The organism is Flavobacterium sp. CHNK8 (assembly GCF_019774515.1).
GTDB classification, from domain to species: domain Bacteria; phylum Bacteroidota; class Bacteroidia; order Flavobacteriales; family Flavobacteriaceae; genus Flavobacterium; species Flavobacterium tiangeerense.
Genome location: NZ_CP081492.1, coordinates 826,494 through 849,024, shown reverse-complemented (window position 1 = coordinate 849,024; position 22,531 = coordinate 826,494). Strand labels below are relative to the sequence as shown.

The 22,531-nt window shown below is 35.6% G+C and carries 20 protein-coding genes, 2 tRNA genes and 2 rRNA genes; all 24 read right to left on the bottom strand.

Features of this window, described 5'->3' with window-relative positions; genetic code table 11:
* Position 1: 1 nt before the first annotated feature.
* Positions 2 to 880, bottom strand: a complete 879-nt coding sequence (locus tag K5V07_RS03655; protein WP_221916426.1) for a glycosyltransferase family 2 protein — start codon at positions 878 to 880, stop codon at positions 2 to 4.
* 12 nt (positions 881 to 892) lie between these two features.
* Positions 893 to 2,038, bottom strand: a complete 1,146-nt coding sequence (locus tag K5V07_RS03650; protein ID WP_221916425.1) for a glycosyltransferase — start codon at positions 2,036 to 2,038, stop codon at positions 893 to 895.
* A gap of 45 nt (positions 2,039 to 2,083) precedes the next feature.
* Positions 2,084 to 3,007, bottom strand: a complete 924-nt coding sequence (locus tag K5V07_RS03645) for a glycosyltransferase (protein WP_221916424.1) — start codon at positions 3,005 to 3,007, stop codon at positions 2,084 to 2,086.
* Positions 3,007 to 3,822: a glycosyltransferase gene (locus K5V07_RS03640; protein WP_221916423.1), complete on the bottom strand. Its 816-nt coding sequence runs from the start codon at positions 3,820 to 3,822 to the stop codon at positions 3,007 to 3,009. The genes K5V07_RS03645 and K5V07_RS03640 overlap by 1 nt, the downstream gene beginning before the upstream one ends.
* A 90-nt stretch (positions 3,823 to 3,912) precedes the next feature.
* Positions 3,913 to 4,935: an acyltransferase gene (locus K5V07_RS03635; RefSeq protein ID WP_221916422.1), complete on the bottom strand. Its 1,023-nt coding sequence runs from the start codon at positions 4,933 to 4,935 to the stop codon at positions 3,913 to 3,915.
* 1 nt (position 4,936) lies between these two features.
* Positions 4,937 to 5,722 (bottom strand): glycosyltransferase family 2 protein, encoded by a 786-nt coding sequence (locus K5V07_RS03630; protein WP_221916421.1) that lies wholly within the window; start codon positions 5,720 to 5,722, stop codon positions 4,937 to 4,939.
* A complete protein-coding gene (locus K5V07_RS03625; RefSeq protein WP_221916420.1) occupies positions 5,719 to 6,579 on the bottom strand; it encodes a glycosyltransferase family A protein in 861 nt (286 codons plus the stop codon). The genes K5V07_RS03630 and K5V07_RS03625 overlap by 4 nt, the downstream gene beginning before the upstream one ends.
* On the bottom strand, positions 6,576 to 7,418 hold the full coding sequence (locus K5V07_RS03620; RefSeq protein ID WP_221916419.1) for a glycosyltransferase family 2 protein: 843 nt from the start codon (positions 7,416 to 7,418) through the stop codon (positions 6,576 to 6,578). Before K5V07_RS03620 ends, K5V07_RS03625 begins: the two co-directional genes overlap by 4 nt.
* A 19-nt stretch (positions 7,419 to 7,437) precedes the next feature.
* Positions 7,438 to 8,385 (bottom strand): glycosyltransferase family 2 protein, encoded by a 948-nt coding sequence (locus tag K5V07_RS03615; RefSeq protein WP_221916418.1) that lies wholly within the window; start codon positions 8,383 to 8,385, stop codon positions 7,438 to 7,440.
* Between the two features lie 28 nt (positions 8,386 to 8,413).
* The gene (locus tag K5V07_RS03610; protein WP_221916417.1) at positions 8,414 to 9,367 is read right to left on the bottom strand and encodes a glycosyltransferase family 2 protein; all 954 of its coding nucleotides are present in this window, start codon (positions 9,365 to 9,367) and stop codon (positions 8,414 to 8,416) included.
* 3 nt (positions 9,368 to 9,370) lie between these two features.
* The gene (locus K5V07_RS03605; RefSeq protein ID WP_221916416.1) at positions 9,371 to 10,276 is read right to left on the bottom strand and encodes a glycosyltransferase family A protein; all 906 of its coding nucleotides are present in this window, start codon (positions 10,274 to 10,276) and stop codon (positions 9,371 to 9,373) included.
* Positions 10,277 to 10,739: 463 nt separating this feature from the next.
* The gene (locus tag K5V07_RS03600) at positions 10,740 to 11,015 is read right to left on the bottom strand and encodes a DUF1796 family putative cysteine peptidase (protein WP_221916415.1); all 276 of its coding nucleotides are present in this window, start codon (positions 11,013 to 11,015) and stop codon (positions 10,740 to 10,742) included.
* A 57-nt stretch (positions 11,016 to 11,072) separates the two neighbouring features.
* Positions 11,073 to 11,996: a glycosyltransferase family 2 protein gene (locus tag K5V07_RS03595; RefSeq protein ID WP_221916414.1), complete on the bottom strand. Its 924-nt coding sequence runs from the start codon at positions 11,994 to 11,996 to the stop codon at positions 11,073 to 11,075.
* The gene (locus K5V07_RS03590) at positions 11,986 to 12,915 is read right to left on the bottom strand and encodes a glycosyltransferase (protein WP_221916413.1); all 930 of its coding nucleotides are present in this window, start codon (positions 12,913 to 12,915) and stop codon (positions 11,986 to 11,988) included. Before K5V07_RS03590 ends, K5V07_RS03595 begins: the two co-directional genes overlap by 11 nt.
* Positions 12,912 to 13,565 (bottom strand): acetyltransferase, encoded by a 654-nt coding sequence (locus tag K5V07_RS03585; protein WP_221916412.1) that lies wholly within the window; start codon positions 13,563 to 13,565, stop codon positions 12,912 to 12,914. Before K5V07_RS03585 ends, K5V07_RS03590 begins: the two co-directional genes overlap by 4 nt.
* Complete coding sequence (locus K5V07_RS03580) at positions 13,559 to 14,635, bottom strand: DegT/DnrJ/EryC1/StrS aminotransferase family protein (protein WP_221916411.1); 1,077 nt, start codon at positions 14,633 to 14,635, stop codon at positions 13,559 to 13,561. Before K5V07_RS03580 ends, K5V07_RS03585 begins: the two co-directional genes overlap by 7 nt.
* 9 nt (positions 14,636 to 14,644) lie before the next feature.
* Entirely contained in the window at positions 14,645 to 15,868 is a 1,224-nt protein-coding gene (locus tag K5V07_RS03575; RefSeq protein WP_221916410.1) for a glycosyltransferase family 4 protein, read from the bottom strand.
* A gap of 8 nt (positions 15,869 to 15,876) precedes the next feature.
* Positions 15,877 to 17,139: an ABC transporter ATP-binding protein gene (locus tag K5V07_RS03570; RefSeq protein WP_221916409.1), complete on the bottom strand. Its 1,263-nt coding sequence runs from the start codon at positions 17,137 to 17,139 to the stop codon at positions 15,877 to 15,879.
* 219 nt (positions 17,140 to 17,358) lie between these two features.
* Positions 17,359 to 18,228, bottom strand: a complete 870-nt coding sequence (locus K5V07_RS03565; protein ID WP_221916408.1) for an ABC transporter permease — start codon at positions 18,226 to 18,228, stop codon at positions 17,359 to 17,361.
* A gap of 221 nt (positions 18,229 to 18,449) precedes the next feature.
* Positions 18,450 to 18,926 (bottom strand): hypothetical protein, encoded by a 477-nt coding sequence (locus tag K5V07_RS03560; protein WP_221916407.1) that lies wholly within the window; start codon positions 18,924 to 18,926, stop codon positions 18,450 to 18,452.
* A gap of 140 nt (positions 18,927 to 19,066) precedes the next feature.
* A tRNA-Leu gene (locus tag K5V07_RS03555) sits at positions 19,067 to 19,152 on the bottom strand.
* A 7-nt stretch (positions 19,153 to 19,159) separates the two neighbouring features.
* Positions 19,160 to 19,232, bottom strand: a tRNA-Phe gene (locus K5V07_RS03550).
* Positions 19,233 to 19,288: 56 nt separating this feature from the next.
* Positions 19,289 to 19,398, bottom strand: a 5S ribosomal RNA gene (rrf, locus tag K5V07_RS03545).
* Positions 19,399 to 19,548: 150 nt separating this feature from the next.
* Positions 19,549 to 22,436, bottom strand: a 23S ribosomal RNA gene (locus tag K5V07_RS03540).
* Between the last annotated feature and the right edge of the window lie 95 nt (positions 22,437 to 22,531).

Sequence of the window (22,531 nt, the reverse complement as noted above, 5' to 3'; positions counted from 1 at the left end):
ATTAGTAAGGCATATTTTTTAATTTTTGAATAGCTTTAAGTGTTCTATTTTGAATAGGACATCTGTATTTTAAGGTATCAAATAAAGTAAATATCATGTGTCCAACAGCGCGCCAGTACAATTTAAAAAAAATAAAATCAGTACAAGCATAACGTTTAAAATTATGAAAAAGCAAGCGTGCTATTACAGGCAAAGGATTAGGATAATAGACTAGATAGAGTTTAAAACTATTGCGGAACTGTCGTTCAAATCGGAAGTAATTCTTGCCTTGCAATTTTCTTTTTTCGCTGTCAATTCTATGATTAACTACAATATCATGTGCAAAAAATATAGTATAGCCAGTATCAAGAACCTCAAAAGCCACGCAAGGTTCCTCCCCATAAATATCGATCCACGTAGGGAACCCATTGGTAATGGCGTATACTTTTTTGGCTATAGCAAAACCACAACCTACAAAATCTTTAGTGTAAAACGATGTTTTATTTTTTGCTTGAAGCAAAGCTAAATCATCTGTTGGGTAAATTCCTTTAACTTCCTGAAAAGCCAAGATTCCCAGTTGAGGATTAGTCTCAAAATACTGTTGCACCTTTGAAATAAAATCAGCACTAATAGGATGTGCATCATCATCAAGACCAATGAATATAGTACCCACCGCTTTTTGATACAAAATAGCTCTTGCCGGAGAAGCACTTATACTTTGATCCCAAACGGTCCATTTGACCCAATCAAATTCTGTAACCAATGCCTGCGTAGCCACACACCCATCAATAAAAACTAAAACTTCATGCTTATCAATTGTCACAAGACTTTGCAACCGAGATAGCGTATACCGCAATTCATCCGGTCGGTTTTTAGTAACAATTAAAAATGAGACATCCATAATGTAGTAAAGCTAAACCGTAATTGAGTCGTACAAATGTACTATTTGTGATTGCAATAATGCTCTATCATAGTTTTTAGTACAAAAGGCAACATTGTATTCTTGTGCTATTTCCCTTAGGGTAGTGTGCTGCAAAGTTGTTGTTATATGACCCGCAATCTCCGTAACATCCAACGGATTTGCAATCAAAAGCCCATTTTTTTGATGCTCTATAATTTCAGAGGTAGCTCCGCCAGGATTAGACTGAATGGGAAAAGCCCCCATACCCATAGCCTCAAGTAAACTATTGGGCATACCATCAGATAAGCTGTTACCAAGGTACAATATGCTTTGCCCCATTTGTTTCAACAGCATTTCATTTGGCACAAATTGATTCCTAGGTTGTATTTCAACGTCGTAGTTTTGGAGTTTTTTTGAATTTTTAAAAAACGCCTCCACCACAGCATCAGCACTAAAAACAATAATTTTTTTATCCGAAAGCAACACAGGATCAACTAGTTCTAGTGCCTTCCCTATTTCTAGTGCTTTCCCTACCTCATCATCATATCCTTTTACAATAATACAGTTTCTTTTGTGCCAAGGCAATATTTCTTTTTTAGGATATGCAATTCCACCATTTCCAGGATAAACGCCTAGAAAAATATTTCGAAACTGATTTTGTAGTGCAAGCGTGTAATCTCTAAGGCAATCCGTGATTAAATAATCCACTCGTTTTAAAAAGCGATGCACGTTTTGTGATGACAGACCCATTTCTTTATGATAAAACAAATCACTCCCCCAGGAACTATAAATCAAGGGAATATGGGAATATTTTTCCATTACTTCAAGAATAGGTATTCCCGCAAGTTGCATTTCAAAACACTGCACTACATCAGGTTTGATTTGCTGCAACTGTTTTTCAAAAACTTCAGCAAGCTTTCGTTCGTTAATTTTTTGAATTTGGCTATACCCTTTCGGGAATCGAGACTTGATGAAGTGTCTCAACGGAAAATCCCACCTCAACTTCCAACCTTTAATTTGGTGTACCCATTGAATTTTCTCAACTATACCTCCGCCATCAGTACTATCAAACCAAAATATGTCATGCCCACTAACTTTCAATTGGTTCACCCATTGAAAAAAATGATGATTAGGAATGGCTACCATGAGTATTTTCATGAGGTAAATTTAGATCCGTTATTTATGAAAAGTTGGAGTATTTTATTAGTATTGCTTACTCCAACGTTTGTTTAAGGAATAAAAATACATTTTTACCACGTGCCAATTCGATTTTAACTGCAAAATATTTTTCAGGAAGCATATGAATCCTTTTCTAAATTTACCCTCCATGTTGTAACTCGTCATGCGATTCACTTTAAGGCGACTCAAACTGTTTGCTATGGTTTTTTGATGTGACGCAAAAGAGTGATCCTGTACCATACATTCTAAAATTCCTATGTTAACCTCAAGAAGTGAACTACTTGTGGCAATTATGGGTGACGAAACTCCAATACCAAGCCTGTACATGGCAGTATAATCTTGTAGAAAGTACAGTTTACCTCCGTTTCTTAAAATCCATAAATAAGTAGGCCAATCGCCGTATGGAAATTGCAAGATCCACTGAGGTAATGGATCAAATTCTAAATAATTCCGAAAGAGCACTGTAGCAGAAGTAATTAAATTATCATACACTAGATCCTCAAATGTAAACTCCATTTTATTGCGTAGTTTTTTAACTTGCTCTACATCGCCATTAGGATGCAGCAACTCATAATTTGTAGCAACAATCGAAAAATCTGGATTTGCTTCAAGAAAATCAACTTGTTTTTGCAATTTGAAAGCATCAGTCCAATAATCGTCACCATCACAAATGGCAATATAGGTACCATCACAGGCTGCAACAGTTCGCATATAATTAGCAATTAATCCTTGATTGTAACCTAAACTTGGTAAAAGTTTAATAGTATCAGGAAATTTTTTGGCGTAGTACTCACAAATTTCTCGAGTACTATCAGTGCTATAATCCTCTCCAAGAACCAGCTGGTATGTAAAATCTGTTTTTTGCATCAACACACTTTCAATAGTCTGGCCTATAAAAGCTTCTTGATTATAGGTGAGCATAAAAATACTGACGGTGTAACCTTTCATTACTTGGTTGATTTTAGAATAGAAAAACCAAAAAATGTTTTGCAAAAGGCATTTAACACAAACCTTTTATTAGTTAATTTGCTTGCTAAATTATCATGCTCTCGAACAAATTTGCAATACTGAAACTGATATAAATCACTATATTTCTTAGCGATATAGGATCTAGAAGCCAATTTCATTTCAGCCGTAAACTTTTTAATCATTGAATTTTTTGAAACACGGTATTGAAATGTAATTGAATCTATAAAATAGAACTTTGCCTGAATAGTTCCAAAAGCCAACCATAAATCCCAATCTTCGAGTCCATCATAAGGTAAGTTCTCTTCATAACCGCCTACTTGCTCCCATGTTGATTTTCTAAATATAGCACAAGCATCAATATAATTATCCAAAAGCATTTTCTCAATATTATAGGCACCAATGTTCCAAACACCCGTTTTTTCACCAATGAATAAAGCATTTCCGTGAACCACATCAATTACGTTTTGTACTTCTAGAATTGCAACTGCATTTTTCGCAAAATCTGGCATCACTAGATTGTCTGCGTCTAAAGGCAATATGTATTTACCTTGCGCTCTTGTAATTCCATAATTTCTAGTTTTACCCAAACCCTCGTTGGGTTTGGAAAAATAATGAAATCTACTGTCGTTCTTAACCCATTGCAAAGCAATATCTTCAGTATAATCTGTGGATCCATCATTCACAATTATTGCTTCCCATTTTTGAAAATCCTGAACAAAAATAGATTGTAGCGTTTCCTCTAAAGTAACTGCTGCATTGTAACAAGGAATAATTATACTTAATATTGGTTTCATGTAATTAAACTAATTTTTTTTGATTAAAACAAAATCTATTGTAGCAAATTTAATCACTTAAAGCTTAATTTTAATTCATTCATGATGAATTTAAAGTTTTCCTTTTAACAGCAATGCCTTTTTCTCAATATAATGCCAAGAAAGAAATCCCAAAATAATTGAAATTAAAAGGGAAAACGCCATTAAAGAATATACTTTGGGTTTAAAGAGATGCACAAAGACCTGCTGCACCGGGAAGCTATAAATATAAATACCATAAGACCAGTCTCCGTATTTCCCAAATGTACTAAAAAAACGGAAGGGAATAAATCCCAACGATAAAACTACAACCGGAAAGACGATGTGTTTAACAGTGCTATAAACCTCAAAGTAAATGGCTAAAAATAATATTACAATACTGATAAACAGTATTGCAACAGAAACCTTTTTTTCAAATTGAATAGAAGCCAGCAAACTCCCCATGACAAAAAAAGTTCCTAAATTTAAAAAATGATATCCTTGTAGGTATAACAATTGCATCCCTGCCACCCGTTCTATAAAAAAATTATAAACAACATACAGTAGCACCATTACAACCGCAAGTATAACTGAAATTAATTTTTGATGCGCTCGAAAACAAAATAATAGTGCAATCAATACATACAAACTAAACTCATATTGTATGGTCCAAAGTGAACCATTGATAGCGTGGTAAGAATTAGTATCAAAAACACCTTTTACTGTAGATTGAAAACCGTACAACGTCATGTTTCTAGGGACATAGGCATAATAATCCCATTGTGTAAATATCGTAAAGCCTTTGACATGAAAGAACGGAATCAAGATCAGTGTAACACATAATACGCCAAGCAAACCGGGAAAAATACGTAGAATTCTGTTTTTAAAATATACTTTTAAGCTACTAGCCCGCTGCAAACTCATAAAAATAAAATACCCACTTATGACAAAAAAACCACTTAAACCTATTTGAGAAAAAGACAGTTGTCCCGCCTTAATTTGCCACATCCATTCTGCTGATTCTGGCGTTCCTGATAAGGCGTAAGAGTGCGTTATGACTACAAATAAGGCAAATAGAAATCGTAGAAAATCAAAATTGTTTACGTTTGCTTTCAATTCACTCCATTTTTTTAGGTTTATTACTCCAGAACCACAATAAAAAAAACAACTTCAAAAAAGTGTACTTTATATTTAGAAAAAAAAATCTGACACTAGACCACAGACTCCCTAAAAAACTTATAAAAATCGATTTAAATGTAACATCCTCTCCCCACAATTGATAATTCCCAACCACATCATTTCGGAATCTAAAAAACAACTGTTTGCGTGTTCGTTTGATTTCATAGGCAAAAACAACAGGAGCAAACTCAATGTCATAGCCTGCTTTCAAAACCCGTTTGGTCCATTCCTTATCCTCAAAAGTAGCTACATCTTCTCTAAAAGGATGTTGTTCCCAGACCGCTTTGCTAAAAGCCGATCCTGCAAAAATTAATCCTGACTTATTAGGATCAACCGAGGCAGGGATGGCGTTGATATAATTTCTATAATCATTGGGTTGATGCAAACATCTTACTCCTGCTAAATTAGGATTTTGGTCAAATTGATTTTGAATAACCTTAAAAAAATCAGGACTTACAGGGTAGGAATGCGCACTAAAAATAACAATGATATCATTTTTAGCTTCAGAAGCACATATATTGGCGCTACCGCCAAAACTAAAATTGGTAATCGTCACAAATCGAGCTCCAAAATGCGCTGCTACTGTTTCACTATCATCAGTCGAGAGATTATCTACAACAATAATCTCATTAACATCCGTGGCATAACGATTTGTTAAGTTTTTTAACAAAAAAGACAAAGCAGGAGCTTGATTTTTATTTCTAATGACTACTGATATGTTCATGTCTTTTTTGATTTTAAGATCAATTTTGTTAACCAACGGTAAGGTTGTAAAATTAATTTCCCAATTTTATATTCTTGACTATTTTTATAGGTATCATGACCTGTACGTTGAACTTTTAATTCAAAGAATAGCACTTCCATACAATTCTCAAAATTACGGATGTACAACTCTTTATGCTTGATAAATAAAAAATGTTTCACCTCTTCTGCATGATGTTGGATTGTATTAGTCAGCATTGACTTCTTAGCCTTTCGGTAATAAAATAAAAACTCAGGAATTATTTTGTACGTCCATCCTTGTTTGGTACAACTTAGCCAAAAGTCCCAATCTTCAAATCCTTTTTTCATTATTTCATCATATCCGCCTACTTGTTCCCAGCACATTTTTCTGAACAAAGAGGTGGCTACTAATTGATTGACAAACAGTAATGAAGTTACATTATCTCCAATAGGTTTTAATTGATTAACAATGTTATTTGTAGTACCCGAGAAAAAAGTACTATAGCAACTTACTATTCCTAATGCTGGGTGATCCCTCAAAACGGGAACTGTTTTGTTTAAATAGTCTGGATGCAGTACATCATCAGCATCTAGCGGTAAGATAAATTTTCCCTTGCTATGTTTAATTCCAATGTTACGAGCACTAGACAAACCCGCATTTTCTTGATATACATACCTAAACCGTGCATCTTTAGCACACCATTCTTGTGCAACAATTGCTGTATTATCAGGACTACCATCATTAACAATAATACACTCCCAATGTATATAAGTTTGATCTAAAACGGATTGTAAAGACTCACCTAAAAAATGAACTTGACGGTAGCATGGGACAATTATGGATACTAACAGACTCATCTGGATACTATTTTTTTAAAAAACCGCAGTGGAGCCAGCAATAAATTCCCTAGCTGAAACTCTTTTGACTCTTTGGCATTCCGCAAACTATTTCGCAAAATTGAATTTTGACGCAGCAAAGCACTTGCATAAAATTCAAAATGAGTCTGATACATTTCTTTATGCTTATTAAAAATATACATGCGTAACTCATAATCATGATGTACAATTGCAGTGCGGTCCCGCGAAGTATTCTTAATTCGGTAGTGAGACAATATTTCGGGAATAATGTGCATACGCCAATTATTTTTAGTGATAGCAAGCCAAAACTCCCAATCTTCATAACCTGCTTTCATGTTTTCATCAAATCCACCCACCTTTTCCCAGCATTCTTTTCTAAACATAGCGCTTGCTCTACCATTGTTAATGAACAAAAAATCAGTAACACCTCCACCTAAAGGTCTTACAATAGAGATTGTTTTTTTTTCTGAAAAAGTCCTACAGGAAGAACTAACTACTCCAATAGTGACATCAGTATCTAAAATTTGTATGGCTTTTTCAATAAAAGTAGGTTCGTAATAATCATCGGCATCCAAGTTCAGAATGTATGGCGTGTCTGCTAAACGGATAGCCTCGTTACGCGCGACACTTACTCCTTGATTTTCCTGATGTATTATGGTTACTCGATCTTGCTGTATTTTTTTTAAAACCTTTTTGGTAGATTCATTTGAGCCATCATCAATAATAATGATGTTATGTGGTACTACTGTTTGATTCCATATAGATTGCAATGCCTCCATGATATAAGCCCCATCATTAAAACAAGGTATGATTACGGTAACAGTACTAGATGGTTTCATCTTTTTATATTGCTTTTAATTATTTAAACAAAAATGGAAAAAGCATTTGTCTATACCTAATTATTGGAAAGTATTTAATGCTTAACTTTGATAATAAAAATTGACGTTCTCGAGTTACTAAAGTACACCAATAAACACAATTTCTAAACAATGAATTTCCTTGTCTGAATTTAAAAAACCACAACCATTTTAAAATCAAATCTTTTTTATCAACTGTAATTTGTGCAGTATAAGACCAAAAAAATAATGATTCGTACAATTTGATAGTATATGTTTGGTATACATTTTCCTTGTCAAAAATATTATTTTCATGAATTCCTCTCTTAGCAACTGGTCTATCTATGATTCCAGGTTCTAATACACATTTTAAAGCCATTTTAAAAATAATATCAGAATCTTCAGCTACTACCAATTCCTGATTAAAGAGACCTGTTTCATCAAAGACAGACTTCAAAACTGTCAAGCCATTCAAATGCAGCAATCCATATTTACTGGAAACAATCCCTGCAAAAAGTTCAGAAGGTGGGATTCTTTTTGAAACCGTACACAAAACATACTTTACTTGTTCGGTTGCAGTTGCAGGTCTGTAAAAACTAAATCCTACAGCATTGTATACTCCGTCGCACTTTAAGGCTCCTTGAAAAATTCTTTTATCATTCTCAAATCTTTTTTCAAGATAAAAATCATCGGCATCTAGAAAGGCAATATAATTTCCGGTCGCTCTTTGTATTCCTAAATTTCTGCTGGCAGACCTACCTAAATTTTTCCCTTTGTCATGTTGAAAAACTTTAACTCGGGAATCCATTTTTTGTAAATTCAGTGCAAGTTTCAAAGTCTCGTCGGTACTTCCGTCATCAACAATAAGTACTTCAAATACTTCTGTTTGCTGCAAAGCCGAAAAAACAGCCTTGGATACAAAAGCAGCAACATTGTAAGCTGGTATAACTACTGAAACCGTGAAATTCATTTTGGGATTTTCAAGCAAATTAAGTACACTATTTTCGATACAAAAATGAGAAAAGCTTTTGTCTATACCTAATGATTGGAAAATATTTAATATTGAGCGAACTGAACATCAATTTGTGCTGAGGCAAGAATAAATTGAACCAGTACCAGATATCCTGCATTAAGGGGTTTTCTTGTTTTTGTTTTAGAATCCAAATATGCTTTAAAATCAAATCCAATCTTGTAGTACGCACGCCGTGATTAGCTGACCAACGCAAAACAGAATCTAAAATACGTAATTTATTTTCTTGGTATAAGAAAGGCTTGTCAAACACATTTGCATCATGAACCCCTCTAATAGCTACTGGATTTTCAATAGAGCCCGCATAAAGATTGGCTACAAGAGCCATACGCCACATATAATCTGTATCTTCTCCAACTACTAAATGCGTGTTGAAAAAACCAACTTTGTCAATTAAACTTCTTTTTAAAGTAAGTCCATCAATTGAAAAATGTCCCTTGCCTCCAAGCAACAAATTTTCAAATAAGTCTTGTGGTTTTATGCGCTCAGTTATGGTGTACAAAGCTAGTTCTTGTTGTTGCTCCAGAGTTGCATCTCTATAAAAATGAACTCCAATAGCATTATAAACACCATCACAATCTAGTTGAGATTCAAAAATAGGCAAATCACCTGAAAAACGATTTTCAAGGTAGTAATCATCCGCATCTAAAAAAGCAATATAAGTTCCCCTTGCGTGTTGCAATCCTAAATTCCTGCTGGCTGATCTTCCTTTGTTAATTCTTTGAGGGTGAAACAGAAGAGTAACACGAGTTGTAGTAGACGCTATACTTTGTAAAATTTCATCTGAGCCATCAGTGCTACCATCATTAACAACTAATACTTCCAAAACTTCAGGTTGTTGCAATGCCGAAAAGATAGCTTTTTCAACGTATAAAGCAGCATTATAAACTGGAATGATTATCGATATTGAAGGGTTTATCATTTTTTATTTATTTTGTTTGGCACATATCATCCTTCGTAGAAAACGCATTCCATTGTAAAATTCTCCAATCTGTAAAAATTGAAAAAAAACTTGAAAAACATTTTTTAATGTTACTGCGTTTTGTTCTGTAATAAGAATTCCAAATTCAAAAAGGAATTGGATTTTATGTTTCTTTAAGAACTTAAATTTAGAATTTAAAACTATAGTTTTAAAAAAAAGAAATCTTGCTTTTTGTTTTAAAAATTGATTATCGGTCCTTCCTGAAATATTTAGATGAGAGAGCCTTATAATAACAGTAGATTGATTTACTGTATAAATGGATCCGCAATTTGAAAATTCTAACCAAGCTAAATCATCAGCATGCCAAGCTAATGGAAAATTTTTAAATTTGAACTCATCAAAACTTTCTCTACTAAAAATATATTCAGAAAGTGAACTTCTAGTTTCACAATTATAGTGTCTATAATATGCGTTTGTTGATAATTCAATAACTGGATGTGTATAAATCATATTGTTAGACTCTCCTTTTGCGTTGACCACTTTTGTAGCAAAACGTACTACTTTAATTTTTTCCTTTGAGATTATTCCTAGATGCTCAAAAAAATCCTGAACCACATTAGGAGTCAAGTAATCATCATCTCCAAGAATCATAATCCATGGCTCTTCATGGGTTAATGCTATACATCGTTCCCACTGTTTAGAAAGTGCTACACCTCCATAATTTTCATCAAAACGATGATACATCATGTTCAATTGAGACTTGTACTGATCTATTAATATGCTAGGATCTTCGGGACTAGCATCGTCACCCACATAGACTTTAAAACATTGATTTGTTTGCAACGCTAATGATTGCAAAGTAGCTTCAAAAAAAGTGAGTTTGTAGTATGGTATGACAATGGCCAGCATAAAGGAGAAGGTATGAGTAAAATCTATTTTTTATTTTTTTCAAGCTTGATCTTAGACGCTACTTGATAATAATCTACTTTTAAATTAGTTCGCAAAGTACGGTATTTCTGTTCGTTTCCCAAAAGCAGTACACCGCTGATTCTAATACAAAAGTGGTGACGTGTACCTGAGATAAAACTTTTATTTTCTCTAATAATTGGAAACAAAATTGCTGATTCTCCTCTTCTGAATTTTCAAATCATCCATTGACTAACAAATTGTGAGTTGGTTTCAAAATAGTTGAAAATGCTGCAGGGATTGAAAATACATTTGAACTGCTTTTTCTGAAATCACATGCAAACAAGGAACAATAAATAAGAAACCGGTTTTCATTAGCTGTTGCGCATGGCAATACTATATCTTATATTTATTTTTCCCGTAACGCAGCATTTTTTATCAAATCTTTATAATGGAAAATACTGATTCAGAGTATTTTTTTTTCAAAAACATTTCTCGCTTGGTCCACCGCTAAATCACGCATAAAATATTGAAATTCATTTTGAATATTTGAGTAAGCAAAATCTAAAGCTTTAATAGGATCTGTCAACATCCAATCAAAAGGAAAACTCTGCTTTCGCAAAGTAGTTTTTTGAAGTAAATAAGCAGGATGGCAATCATATCCCACTGGGATAATAACTTTCTTTGATTTAAATTTTCGGGTAACCCGAATAAAATAGCCAAAGGGTAGTTTTATTTTCATTTCAATTCTCTTAAATTAACAATGTAGTGCTGTTCCTTCGGTGTAAAGTAACTAGTATTATTTTTGCTTCAGTTTTAATATCTTTTTGGCTATTCCCAAGGTTTTAGTTTTTTTTAAAAAACATCTCAATGTATATCCCAACTTATACGTATTTGAATCCTTTATGTTTCTAAAATTATTCTTTTCAAAAGCCACTTCTTGCTCTAATGTTACTGTTTTTGCTTGCAACCGATTGATTTTATGACCCAATAAAGCTTTATAATCTTCATTACTCAATACCTCTTTAAGATAAACTAATGCATTAACTACATTTTCATTCATCAAGTCTTGATTTTGAGTCATACTCATTTCATGTAAACGGTACAGAACTAAAGCTTCCTGAATAAAAATAGTTTTGGGTTGTAATTTAAATAATGAAAGCCACATAATCCAATCTTCTTTGGCAACTAAGTCCAAGGGAAATCTAAAATCTTGAAAAAAAACAGATTGAAATAGTCCACAATGAATTGGTATTGAAAATAAATGATCCCAATTTAAAAGTATACTGTTGTAATTGAAATAGTCCAACTTCAACACACAGAAAGGAGAACTAGTTTTAGAAACATCTAAATCAAACATTTTAAAATCAGTAAGAACAAGAGTTGCATCTTGCGTTTGAAAAGTGAATATGGACTTTTCTAGTTTTTGATTCGTTAAAAAATCATCAGCATCCAAAAATTGTATGAAACTACCACGAGAAACATCCAAACCTGCATTTCTTGCGCTACTCAAACCACCATTTTCTTGATTAATATATTTAAACCGAGAGTCTTTGCCTACCCATTTCTTACTTATAGTATCTGTTTCATCTGAGCTACCATCATTTACAATAATGCACTCCCAGTTGCTATAGGTTTGGTCAAGTACTGATTGCAACGCTTGATCAAGATATTGCGCCTGATTATAGCAAGGAACGATAATTGAAATGAGACTATTTTGCATATAAACTAGTTTTAAGCTGCTGCTTTATAAAACTCAAGTACACCCGAATACGCCTTGGCTTTTTTACCAAAATCAAATTTTTTACACCGTAAACAAAGGCATTGCTATATTTTTTTTGTTTAAAAAAATATTTAAAAACATATAAACAATAAGTATTAATTTTAAGAATATCTTCTGGACTATAACTCAATCTTAAACATTTATGAATTGCTTCAATTTGATTGAGTTGAGCTAAGTAATGATCCTGTTGGGTTACCAACGTTTGCATGACCCCACCTTGATGGAGCCTATAATTAGCATAAATATCCGAAGATACATAAGCCATAGTATTTGTATTTTGAGATATTATTTGCACATAAAGCATCCAATCTCCAAATACTATCTTTTTAAAATACTTTTGCAAAAGCGGCGTGTTTTTAAACAAAACCGTACAAGAAATCAAATTGTTTTGTGTAAAAAAATCAGAAAGTATATAATCCTGTTTTGCCAATGGATCCCCAATTAATTCTTCGATTACTCCATCTTTAATAATTTCTGCCTTACCACTATGAATGCTGTATTCTTTATTATTCTCTAAAAAATCAACTTGCTTTTGCAATTTTAGGGGATCTGTCCAGTAATCATCCCCTTCACACAAAGCAACATATTTTCCTCGTGCTTTTTGCAACGTAACTAGGAAATTCGGCATCATTCCCAAGTTTTTTTTATGCTTGATGTAGTTAACCCAACTCCCATTAGGATGCGTATTGATTGTATTTTTAATTACGTCATCAGTTCCATCTGGTGAACAATCATTACTGATTATAAATTCAACTTCAAATGCACACTGCTGCATCAACACGCCTTCTATCGCTTGACGAATAAACATTTCGTGACCATAGGTGATCATGCATACACTAACAATGGGTTTTTGCATCATTTATTGAATTGTAGTGGTGTTAGTTGTTTGCTTATTCTTGCTGGGTTTCCAACTACTACACAATCATTGGGCACATCTTTTGTAACAATCGCTCCAGCTCCTACTGTTACATTTTGACCAATTTTTATATCTGGTAATACTGTTGCATTTGCCCCTATTCGAGAATAAGATCCTACAATGCTTCGCCCAAGTAAAATAGCATTTGGTGATATTTCGACAAAATCCCCAATAACACAATCGTGTGTGATTATAGCACCGTAATATACTATACATCCTATGCCAATTGAGACCGAATTTGACAAAATTGCTTGAGGTAATACCACACTTCCTGTGCCTATAACTATATCATAACTCCCTACAGTAGCTCGAGGACTAACAATTGTAGTTAACTCTCCTCCTAAAGCGCTACATGTATCAAACATTTTTTTTCGAAGATGAGGATTTCCAATACCAATAGTAAAACGATTGTCTACTGTTTTAAAATAATGACTGGCTTCTTGAGGACTCTTTAAAACTCGAAAGGTATCAAAAAGTAAGTCAGGTGCATCCAAATTAATATCATCGTAAAAAACTAAATTTTGCAATTGATTGTTTTCATGCATCACTTCCAAAACTTCTTTGGCAAATCCCTTAGCTCCTACTATCAACATATATTTTCATGAATTAGTGACACAATTAAACTCAAATCTTCAGTACTTAAACCTACATATAAGGGAAGGCATAACACTCGTTCCGAAATACTTTCTGATACTGGCATAGCGATTCTTTCTACATATGGCAAAGTATTGAGCGAAGGATAAAAATACCTTCTTGGAAAAATTTGATGCTCGTTTAATTTTTTTTGAATGGCTAACAACTGAGCCTCAGATTTAAAGATCACAGGATAATAACTATAATTCCACTCCGTATTTGCTCGTATTTTTAGCGTTTGAATATGGAATAAATCCAAGTTTTGATCGTAAAATTCGACCACTCGTTTTCGATCCGTAATAATGGTTTCTAAATACGGAAAAACTGCTAATCCCATTGCGGCCTGCAACTCAGACATTTTTCCATTGATCCCCAAGCCGTGAAAATCCAAAGGACCATTATGACCAAAGTTATGATGGTAGAACAACTGCTGCTGTACTATTGAATTTGTAGTAAATAAAGCACCTCCTTCGCCTGAATGAAACAACTTTGTTGCATGAAAACTACAGGTACTCAAATCTCCATATTCAAAAATAGAACGGTTATTATAGCGTACCCCAAAGGAATGTGCTCCGTCATAAATAACTGCTAAATTGTACTTTTTGGCTATAGCCTCAATAACATCTGTAGCACATGGATTTCCAAAAACATGAGTAGCTAAAATAGTGGTTGTTTTATCTGTAATTACAGCTTCAATTTGAGTTTCATCAATAGTCAAATACTCCGGGTGAATGTCTACAAATACGGGTTTGCAATGCTCCCAAACAATAGATGCAGTAGTAGCTACATATGAAAATGGTGTCGTAATAACTTCGCCACCCTTACCCATCATCTTTAAAGCAATCTGTAAAGGGATAGTACCGTTAGTCATAGCAGTAACGTAGGGAATTTCTAAATATTCTTTTATTTTTTGTTCTAGTTCCAGGACTAACTCCCCACGATTGGTCAACCATTGATTGTCCCAAGCACGTTGCACCAAATCTGTATATTCGGCAATTGGAGGTAAGAAAGTTTTGGTTACGTTGATCATCTACTGGTTTTAAATGTATTTTTTTAATACTGCAATTCTTGGGTTCATTTGTGTTTCGTTAGAATATACTGTTCTAAACTTTTGTAAACTATTTTCTTTAATACGTTGAGCAAGTTCGTCATTTGTCATCAATCGTTCTACTGCTTCAACAATAGATATAGCAGTACTTTGAATTAATATAAAATCTACATCTGGAATAAATGTTTCATTTTGCTCCAATTCATCGGTCATTAAAACCACAACATTATTCAAAGCTGCTTCTATAACTGTACCCAATGGAAAACCATCAAAAGCCCCTTTATGAAGTACAAATGCTTTGTTTGGAGACACAATTACATCCATCCTATCAAAAATAGTTTTCAAAGATTCATGATTTTGATATCCATAAAAAACAATTTTATCTTTTATTCTTGTTACATCAAGATCATCAAGATCAAAGCCACCAATAACATGAAATCGAACTTTATTGTATTTTTTGCTGAGACTTAGTGCGGCTTCTATAAAAACGTCATACCCTTTGTCTAAACCTTTAGGCATGTATTTCGCTGCACAAAAACATACATTAAACGTATCTTGCTCTGTATGCTCCTCTTTTGTTTCAACAACATTAGTTACAAGAGAATGCTGAGGCACCACACCACCAAAAACAAACGTTATGTTTTCTTCACTACAAAAACCATTAGTAACCAAATAATCACGAGTGATTTTTTGCGTTACAATTACTTGTCTAAACTGGGGCGAACTCAATACTTTTCGTAATTTAAAGTCACATTCAATATCATTCAACTTAAAACCTCCTCCAGGATACAGGGTAAAAACAAACGGTATTTTATATTTTTCTAGCCAATGTAAATTATTAAAAATGTTATGTATAAAAATACAGTAAAAAAGTTTTGTATTGATATTCACAAACTTCTTATTAATCCTAACTTTTGATTTCAAATTTGGGAATTGCTTGACAAATAAAGCACAATCCCGATTATGATCCTTTATATTTGAATTTACTACAACGTAAGCAGTAGGGGCAACTACTATCTTTGATTTTTCAAAACGCTGAAGTAAAACCGTAAACTCTTCTAATCTAAAACCAGAAACGGGATGCGGAAATATATCATCAAAAATCAGTAAATCAACAGAACGAAATCCTCTATATAGTACTGATTTCTTAGTAAAAAAAAACAACTTCGAATATTTGTAAATTTTCTTGATGGCCTTTTCAATTTCGTATCTCATGACTGTGCCTATCCTATTTTTTGATTGCTCCAATTTAAGTAAGGACGAACCATACCTCCCCAATATCCAAAATAATTCTTTCGGTAGATTCCCTTCTCCCCCATTTCAACAGAAACAATTTTATCCAATTGTGTAATTATTTCAAAATTATTTCCAACCAAAAGCACTGTAAAATAGTACGTTCCCGTGTTTAATAAATTTGCGGGAATCGTACAAACACTTTTATAATGACCAACCTCCTGAGCGCTTCGCTCCAAATGAGGCGTTGCCAACACATATTGATCCGAATCACTCATAATCGATACCGAAACATTTAAGGTATGAGCATCTAGCAAGTTGGCATACTTTATTTCAATTTTAAAATCGTTCTCAATTACAAATTCATCATTTTCTGCAATCAATTCAATTGATGTAACTTTTGCGTTTAAATTCCCAGGCGCAACAGCAATTGGCCACGAAACGGAAGAACCAATTAAAGCATTATCATTATTGTAGCGTTCCACTGCTTGGTCAATACCTCCATCAAATACTATTGTTCCATTCTCTAACAAAATACCCCTTGAACACAACTGTTTTACAGCCAACATATTATGACTCACAAACAAAACCGTTCTGCCCCCAGTCTTGGATATGTCTTGCATTTTTCCAATGGCTTTTTTTTGGAATTCGGCATCACCTACTGCTAAGACCTCGTCAACAATCAATATTTCAGGCTCTAAAAATGCAGCTACCGCAAATGCCAAACGTACGTACATACCACTACTGTAACGTTTTACCGGAGTATCAATATACCGCTGACAGCCTGAAAATTCGATTATTTCGTCGAGCTTAGCCGTAATTTCTTTTTTAGTCATACCTAAAATAGCACCATTCAAATAGATGTTTTCTCGTCCGGTCATTTCGCCATTAAAACCAGTTCCAACCTCCAATAATGACGCTACACGTCCGCCAAACTTGATACTCCCTGTTGTAGGTGCCGTAACTCGTGACAGTATTTTCAATAAAGTCGATTTTCCCGCTCCATTTTTACCAATGATTCCCAGTACTTCTCCACGTTCTACCTCAAAATTAATATCTTGTAGCGCCCAAACATAATCACTCTCTGCTTTGGTCGAACGGTCATTGGTATCCCCAATTTTCAAATAAGGATCTTCCTTACCACGAATTTGGTGCCACCAACGATTCAAATCATGAACCAATGAACCCGTTCCAACAGTACCCAAACGGTATTGCTTTGAAATATTTTCTACTTTTAATATAATGTCTTTCATTTTTCTTTCCAGAGATAAATCTTATGTGGTGAATTGCAAATGATGAATGATCCCTATTTACTTCTCCTTTTTACAGTTCACCCTTCTTTGCCCACTATTAACTGTTATCTATTTAATTCTTATTATCGGATTCATCTTTCTAACTATATACTTATTACTGGCTGTATACTGTAAACTGCTCACTATTCACTGCTCACTATTCACTGCTCACTATTCACTTTATACGGTATCAATAAACTTTTTCTCTGTATGATTGAACAATAACAATCCAATAAATAAAGCTGCGATAGAAAAGAATAACGTATACACAATTCCCCAAAAAGGAAAAACACCTGTACTGAGAAGCATATAACGTGTTGCCTCAATGCAATATGCCAAAGGATTATATTGTACAAGCCAAGCATATTTTGGCATTTTAACAGCAATTAAATCCAGCGGAAAAAAAACAGCAGAAATATACATCAATAATTGGATTCCAAAACCAATTAAATACGTTAAATCTCTGTATTTAGTGACAAGTGCAGAAATAATCATTCCAAAACCCAAACCTAAAATTCCCAAGAGAATAATGACAAAAGGAAAAAAAAAGGTCCATGAATTGAAAGATACTAGAGCGTCTTGACTGTAGTAATAAATAAAAAAGCAAAGAAAAATAAAGAGTTGGATAAAAAATTTAATCAAATTAGATAGGACAACAGTCAAAGGAGCTATGATTCTAGGAAAATAAACTTTGCCAAAAATTCCAGCATTTGAGGCAAAAGTATTAGAAGTACCATTCAAGCAAGCTGTAAAATAATTCCAAACGGTAATACTAGCAAGATTAAACAAAAATGGAGGAACAGATCCAGTACTTATTCCTGCTAAATTATTAAAAACAATAGTAAAAGTTAGACTAGTTAACAAGGGCTGAATGAAATACCATAAAGGCCCTAAAATAGTTTGCTTATAAACCGTCACAATATCTCTTTTTACAAAGAGAAACAAAAGATCACGATACACCCACACTTCTTTGAGATGCAGTGAGAAAAATTTATTTTTTGGTGTTATTTCAAACAACCACGTGGCATTGGTTGATTCTTTCAAATTCATTGTAGGCAAAGAATTAAAGTAGGGAAAAATGTATTGGGACAAAAATTATAAAAAAGAGTAATGACATCATAATTAAAATATCAATTCCCATTAAAAAAAAGAATAAAACTTAACCTGTAAAGTGTGCTAGCTTCACAAAAAGGGAAATTAAAAATGTAGAAATAATGATTTCAATCAAGTCTCATCTATTAGAAATCAATAAACGTGAACTCTATTAAAAATCACTTACAATCTACAACTGAAAATTTAAATTTAACTCGATCAAAATCTATAGGCTCTCCTTTTACAAAATAAGTAGCACCCATGGTCGTTTGCATTTTACCATTACCAAGCACTAACGAATCACCACGTTTTAAAAAAGCCATTGGATTTTTAAAAGTAACTTTTGTATTATCTCCTTCAATAAAAGTATAACTTACAAAAATAGTATCGCCACTCGTATTACCAGATACAGTACCTTTTTTTACTGCAGCATTGTTAAAACTCATCACCATATCCCCACTAATCTTCCCATCTTTTAATGAGTTCAGTTGTAAAGTTATAGAATCTTTATCATAAATAGACTTGTAACAGGTAACAGAAATAGGTTTTTCTTGTTTAGCTGCGTCATTCATAAGTTTCTTCTCAGACATTGTTTTTTGACAGCTTTGTAAACCAACACAAGCAAACAGAAAACTCCCAATGATATATTTTTTCATAATAATTTGTTTTTTTTTTAATAGCTTAGCTAAAATACAAATAAAATAAAGAAAGAAGGATATAAAAGGAAAAGATATCAATTAATACCATATCCTCTAAACAAAAAAAATCCAACACGATTGTGTTGGAGTTTTTAAAGTACTCAGAGCGGGACTTGAACCCGCACGAACATTGCTGTTCACTGGATTTTAAGTCCAGCGTGTCTACCAATTTCACCATCCGAGCGATGTTGTGGTACCTCCAGGGATCGAACCAGGGACACATGGATTTTCAGTCCATTGCTCTACCATCTGAGCTAAGGTACCTTACTTAAAAGAAGTAAATTAAAAAAAAGCCTATCTTTTCAGATAGGCTTTTCAAAGAAAGGCGACGACATACTCTCCCACATAACTGCAGTACCATCTGCGCAGGCGGGCTTAACTACTCTGTTCGGGATGGGAAGAGGTGAGCCCCGCCGCAATAACCACCTTAAGAAGTTATAATTGCTTTGGGCAATTTTTGTAATGTTGTTTACATTGTATAATAAACATCAATTACATAATATCTTAACATACTGAGATAAAGAATATAAAAAGTGTATTAGAAAGTTTCTCCCCGAGCCTTGCGACTCGGGAAAAGGGTGTACATAAGCTTACGGGTTATTAGTACTACTCGACTATGACATTACTGCCTTTACATCTATAGCCTATCAACGTGGTCATCTCCCACGACCCTTAAAAGAAATCTCATCTTGTGGTGGGTTTCGCGCTTATATGCTTTCAGCGCTTATCCCTTCCAAACGTAGCTACTCTGCGGTGCCACTGGCGTGACAACAGATACACTAGAGGTTTGTCCAATTCGGTCCTCTCGTACTAGAATCAGATCCACTCAAATTTCTTGCGCCCACAGTAGATAGAGACCGAACTGTCTCACGACGTTCTGAACCCAGCTCGCGTGCCACTTTAATGGGCGAACAGCCCAACCCTTGGGACCTTCTCCAGCCCCAGGATGTGACGAGCCGACATCGAGGTGCCAAACCCCCCCGTCGATATGAGCTCTTGGGGGAGATCAGCCTGTTATCCCCGGCGTACCTTTTATCCTTTGAGCGATGGCCCTTCCATGCGGAACCACCGGATCACTATGCTCTACTTTCGTACCTGATCGACCTGTATGTCTCTCAGTCAAGCTCCCTTATGCCATTGCACTCTACGCACGGTTACCAAGCGTACTGAGGGAACCTTTAGAAGCCTCCGTTACTCTTTTGGAGGCGACCACCCCAGTCAAACTACCCACCAAGCAATGTCCCCCGCTTGTGCGGGGTTAGGCCTCAGATAAACAAAGGGTTGTATTTCAACAATGACTCCACAACGCCTAGCGACGCCACTTCACAGTCTCCAACCTATCCTACACATCATTTATCCAAGGTCAATACTAAGCTATAGTAAAGGTGCACAGGGTCTTTTCGTCCCACTGCGGGTAAGCGGCATCTTCACCGCTACTACAATTTCACCGAGCTCATGGCTGAGACAGTGTCCAGATCGTTACACCATTCGTGCAGGTCGGAACTTACCCGACAAGGAATTTCGCTACCTTAGGACCGTTATAGTTACGGCCGCCGTTTACTGGGGCTTCAATTCAATGCTTCTCCGAAGATAACATCTCCTCTTAACCTTCCAGCACCGGGCAGGTGTCAGGCCCTATACTTCATCTTACGATTTTGCAGAGCCCTGTGTTTTTGATAAACAGTCGCCTGGACCTCTTCACTGCGGCCAGCATTGCTGCTGGCGACCCTTCTCCCGAAGTTACGGGTCTATTTTGCCTAATTCCTTAGCCATGAATCTCTCGAGCACCTTAGGATTCTCTCCTCGACTACCTGTGTCGGTTTGCGGTACGGGTACTTATTACCTGAAGTTTAGAGGTTTTTCTTGGAAGCCCTTAGGCGCACTATCTCTTCTACCGAAGTATCCGAGTACTATCGTATTTCCCCAAAACCCGTGGATTTGCCTGCGGGTCTTATAGGTAGGTACTTCAACGAACTATTCCGTCAGTTCGCGGCGCTTTCATCACTCCGTCACCCCATCACAGTAATAACTAGTACGGGAATATTAACCCGTTGTCCATCGACTGTCCCTTTCGGGTTCGCCTTAGGTCCCGACTAACCCACAGCTGATTAGCATAGCTGTGGAAACCTTAGTCTTTCGGTGTGCGGGTTTCTCGCCCGCATTATCGTTACTTATGCCTACATTTTCTTTTCTAACCAGTCCAGCATGCCTTACGACACACCTTCAACCCTGTTAGAATGCTCCCCTACCACTCCATAATTTAATATGAAATCCATAGCTTCGGTAATACGCTTATGCCCGATTATTATCCATGCTCGTCCGCTCGACTAGTGAGCTGTTACGCACTCTTTAAATGAATGGCTGCTTCCAAGCCAACATCCTAGCTGTCTGGGCAGACAAACCTCGTTCTTTCAACTTAGCGTATATTTGGGGACCTTAGCTGATGGTCTGGGTTCTTTCCCTCTCGGACTTGGACCTTAGCACCCAAGCCCTCACTGCACGGAAACATTATATAGCATTCGGAGTTTGTCAGGAATTGGTAGGCGGTGAAGCCCCCGCATCCAATCAGTAGCTCTACCTCTATATAACTTTATGGCCGTGCGCTGCACCTAAATGCATTTCGGGGAGTACGAGCTATTTCCGAGTTTGATTGGCCTTTCACCCCTACCCACAGGTCATCCGAAGACTTTTCAACGTCAACCGGTTCGGACCTCCACACTGTGTTACCAGCGCTTCATCCTGCCCATGGGTAGATCACACGGTTTCGCGTCTAACACTACTGACTAAAGCGCCCTATTCAGACTCGCTTTCGCTACGGATCCGTGGCTTAACCACTTATCCTTGCCAGCAACGTTAACTCGTAGGCTCATTATGCAAAAGGCACGCCGTCACCCCACGAAAGGGCTCCGACCGCTTGTAAGCGTATGGTTTCAGGATCTATTTCACTCCGTTATTCACGGTTCTTTTCACCTTTCCCTCACGGTACTGGTTCACTATCGGTCTCTCAGGAGTATTTAGCCTTAGCGGATGGTCCCGCCAAATTCAGACAGGGTTTCACGTGCCCCGCCCTACTCAGGATACCACTATTCATTATACTCGTTACCCATACGGGACTATCACCCTCTATGGTGTCACTTTCCAGTAACTTCCGGTTCCTTGTACATAAAATGTCGTGGTCCTACAACCCCAACATTGCCGTAACAACATTGGTTTGGGCTAATCCGCGTTCGCTCGCCACTACTTACGGAATCACTTTTGTTTTCTTCTCCTCCGCCTACTTAGATGTTTCAGTTCAGCGGGTTTGCCCACCTATCGGTGTACTATCTCTTCAAGATAGTGGGTTGCCCCATTCAGGTATTTACGGATCAACGCATGTGTGCTGCTCCCCGTAACTTTTCGCAGCTTATCACGCCTTTCATCGCCTCTGAGAGCCAAGGCATCCCCCATACGCCCTTATTTTGCTTATTGTACCAATCTTAAATTTAATTAAGACCGTTTTTTTTTGTCTTTTACTATAAATAGTAAAAAACGCTTTCTACTTTTTATTATTTCTTATCTCAATA

Coding starts and splice junctions, on each gene's coding strand:
- K5V07_RS03590 (WP_221916413.1), bottom strand. CDS start 12,915: ATGATGCAAAAACCCATTGTTAGTGTATGCATGATCACCTATGGTCAC.
- K5V07_RS03615 (WP_221916418.1), bottom strand. CDS start 8,385: ATGAATTTCACGGTTTCAGTAGTTATACCAGCTTACAATGTTGCTGCT.
- K5V07_RS03560 (WP_221916407.1), bottom strand. CDS start 18,926: ATGAAAAAATATATCATTGGGAGTTTTCTGTTTGCTTGTGTTGGTTTA.
- K5V07_RS03650 (WP_221916425.1), bottom strand. CDS start 2,038: ATGAAAATACTCATGGTAGCCATTCCTAATCATCATTTTTTTCAATGG.
- K5V07_RS03595 (WP_221916414.1), bottom strand. CDS start 11,996: ATGCAAAATAGTCTCATTTCAATTATCGTTCCTTGCTATAATCAGGCG.
- K5V07_RS03655 (WP_221916426.1), bottom strand. CDS start 880: ATGGATGTCTCATTTTTAATTGTTACTAAAAACCGACCGGATGAATTG.
- K5V07_RS03625 (WP_221916420.1), bottom strand. CDS start 6,579: ATGAGTCTGTTAGTATCCATAATTGTCCCATGCTACCGTCAAGTTCAT.
- K5V07_RS03600 (WP_221916415.1), bottom strand. CDS start 11,015: ATGAAAATAAAACTACCCTTTGGCTATTTTATTCGGGTTACCCGAAAA.
- K5V07_RS03565 (WP_221916408.1), bottom strand. CDS start 18,228: ATGAATTTGAAAGAATCAACCAATGCCACGTGGTTGTTTGAAATAACA.
- K5V07_RS03570 (WP_221916409.1), bottom strand. CDS start 17,139: ATGAAAGACATTATATTAAAAGTAGAAAATATTTCAAAGCAATACCGT.
- K5V07_RS03610 (WP_221916417.1), bottom strand. CDS start 9,367: ATGATAAACCCTTCAATATCGATAATCATTCCAGTTTATAATGCTGCT.
- K5V07_RS03645 (WP_221916424.1), bottom strand. CDS start 3,007: ATGAAAGGTTACACCGTCAGTATTTTTATGCTCACCTATAATCAAGAA.
- K5V07_RS03620 (WP_221916419.1), bottom strand. CDS start 7,418: ATGAAACCATCTAGTACTGTTACCGTAATCATACCTTGTTTTAATGAT.
- K5V07_RS03630 (WP_221916421.1), bottom strand. CDS start 5,722: ATGAACATATCAGTAGTCATTAGAAATAAAAATCAAGCTCCTGCTTTG.
- K5V07_RS03575 (WP_221916410.1), bottom strand. CDS start 15,868: ATGAGATACGAAATTGAAAAGGCCATCAAGAAAATTTACAAATATTCG.
- K5V07_RS03605 (WP_221916416.1), bottom strand. CDS start 10,276: ATGCTGGCCATTGTCATACCATACTACAAACTCACTTTTTTTGAAGCT.
- K5V07_RS03585 (WP_221916412.1), bottom strand. CDS start 13,565: ATGTTGATAGTAGGAGCTAAGGGATTTGCCAAAGAAGTTTTGGAAGTG.
- K5V07_RS03640 (WP_221916423.1), bottom strand. CDS start 3,822: ATGAAACCAATATTAAGTATAATTATTCCTTGTTACAATGCAGCAGTT.
- K5V07_RS03580 (WP_221916411.1), bottom strand. CDS start 14,635: ATGATCAACGTAACCAAAACTTTCTTACCTCCAATTGCCGAATATACA.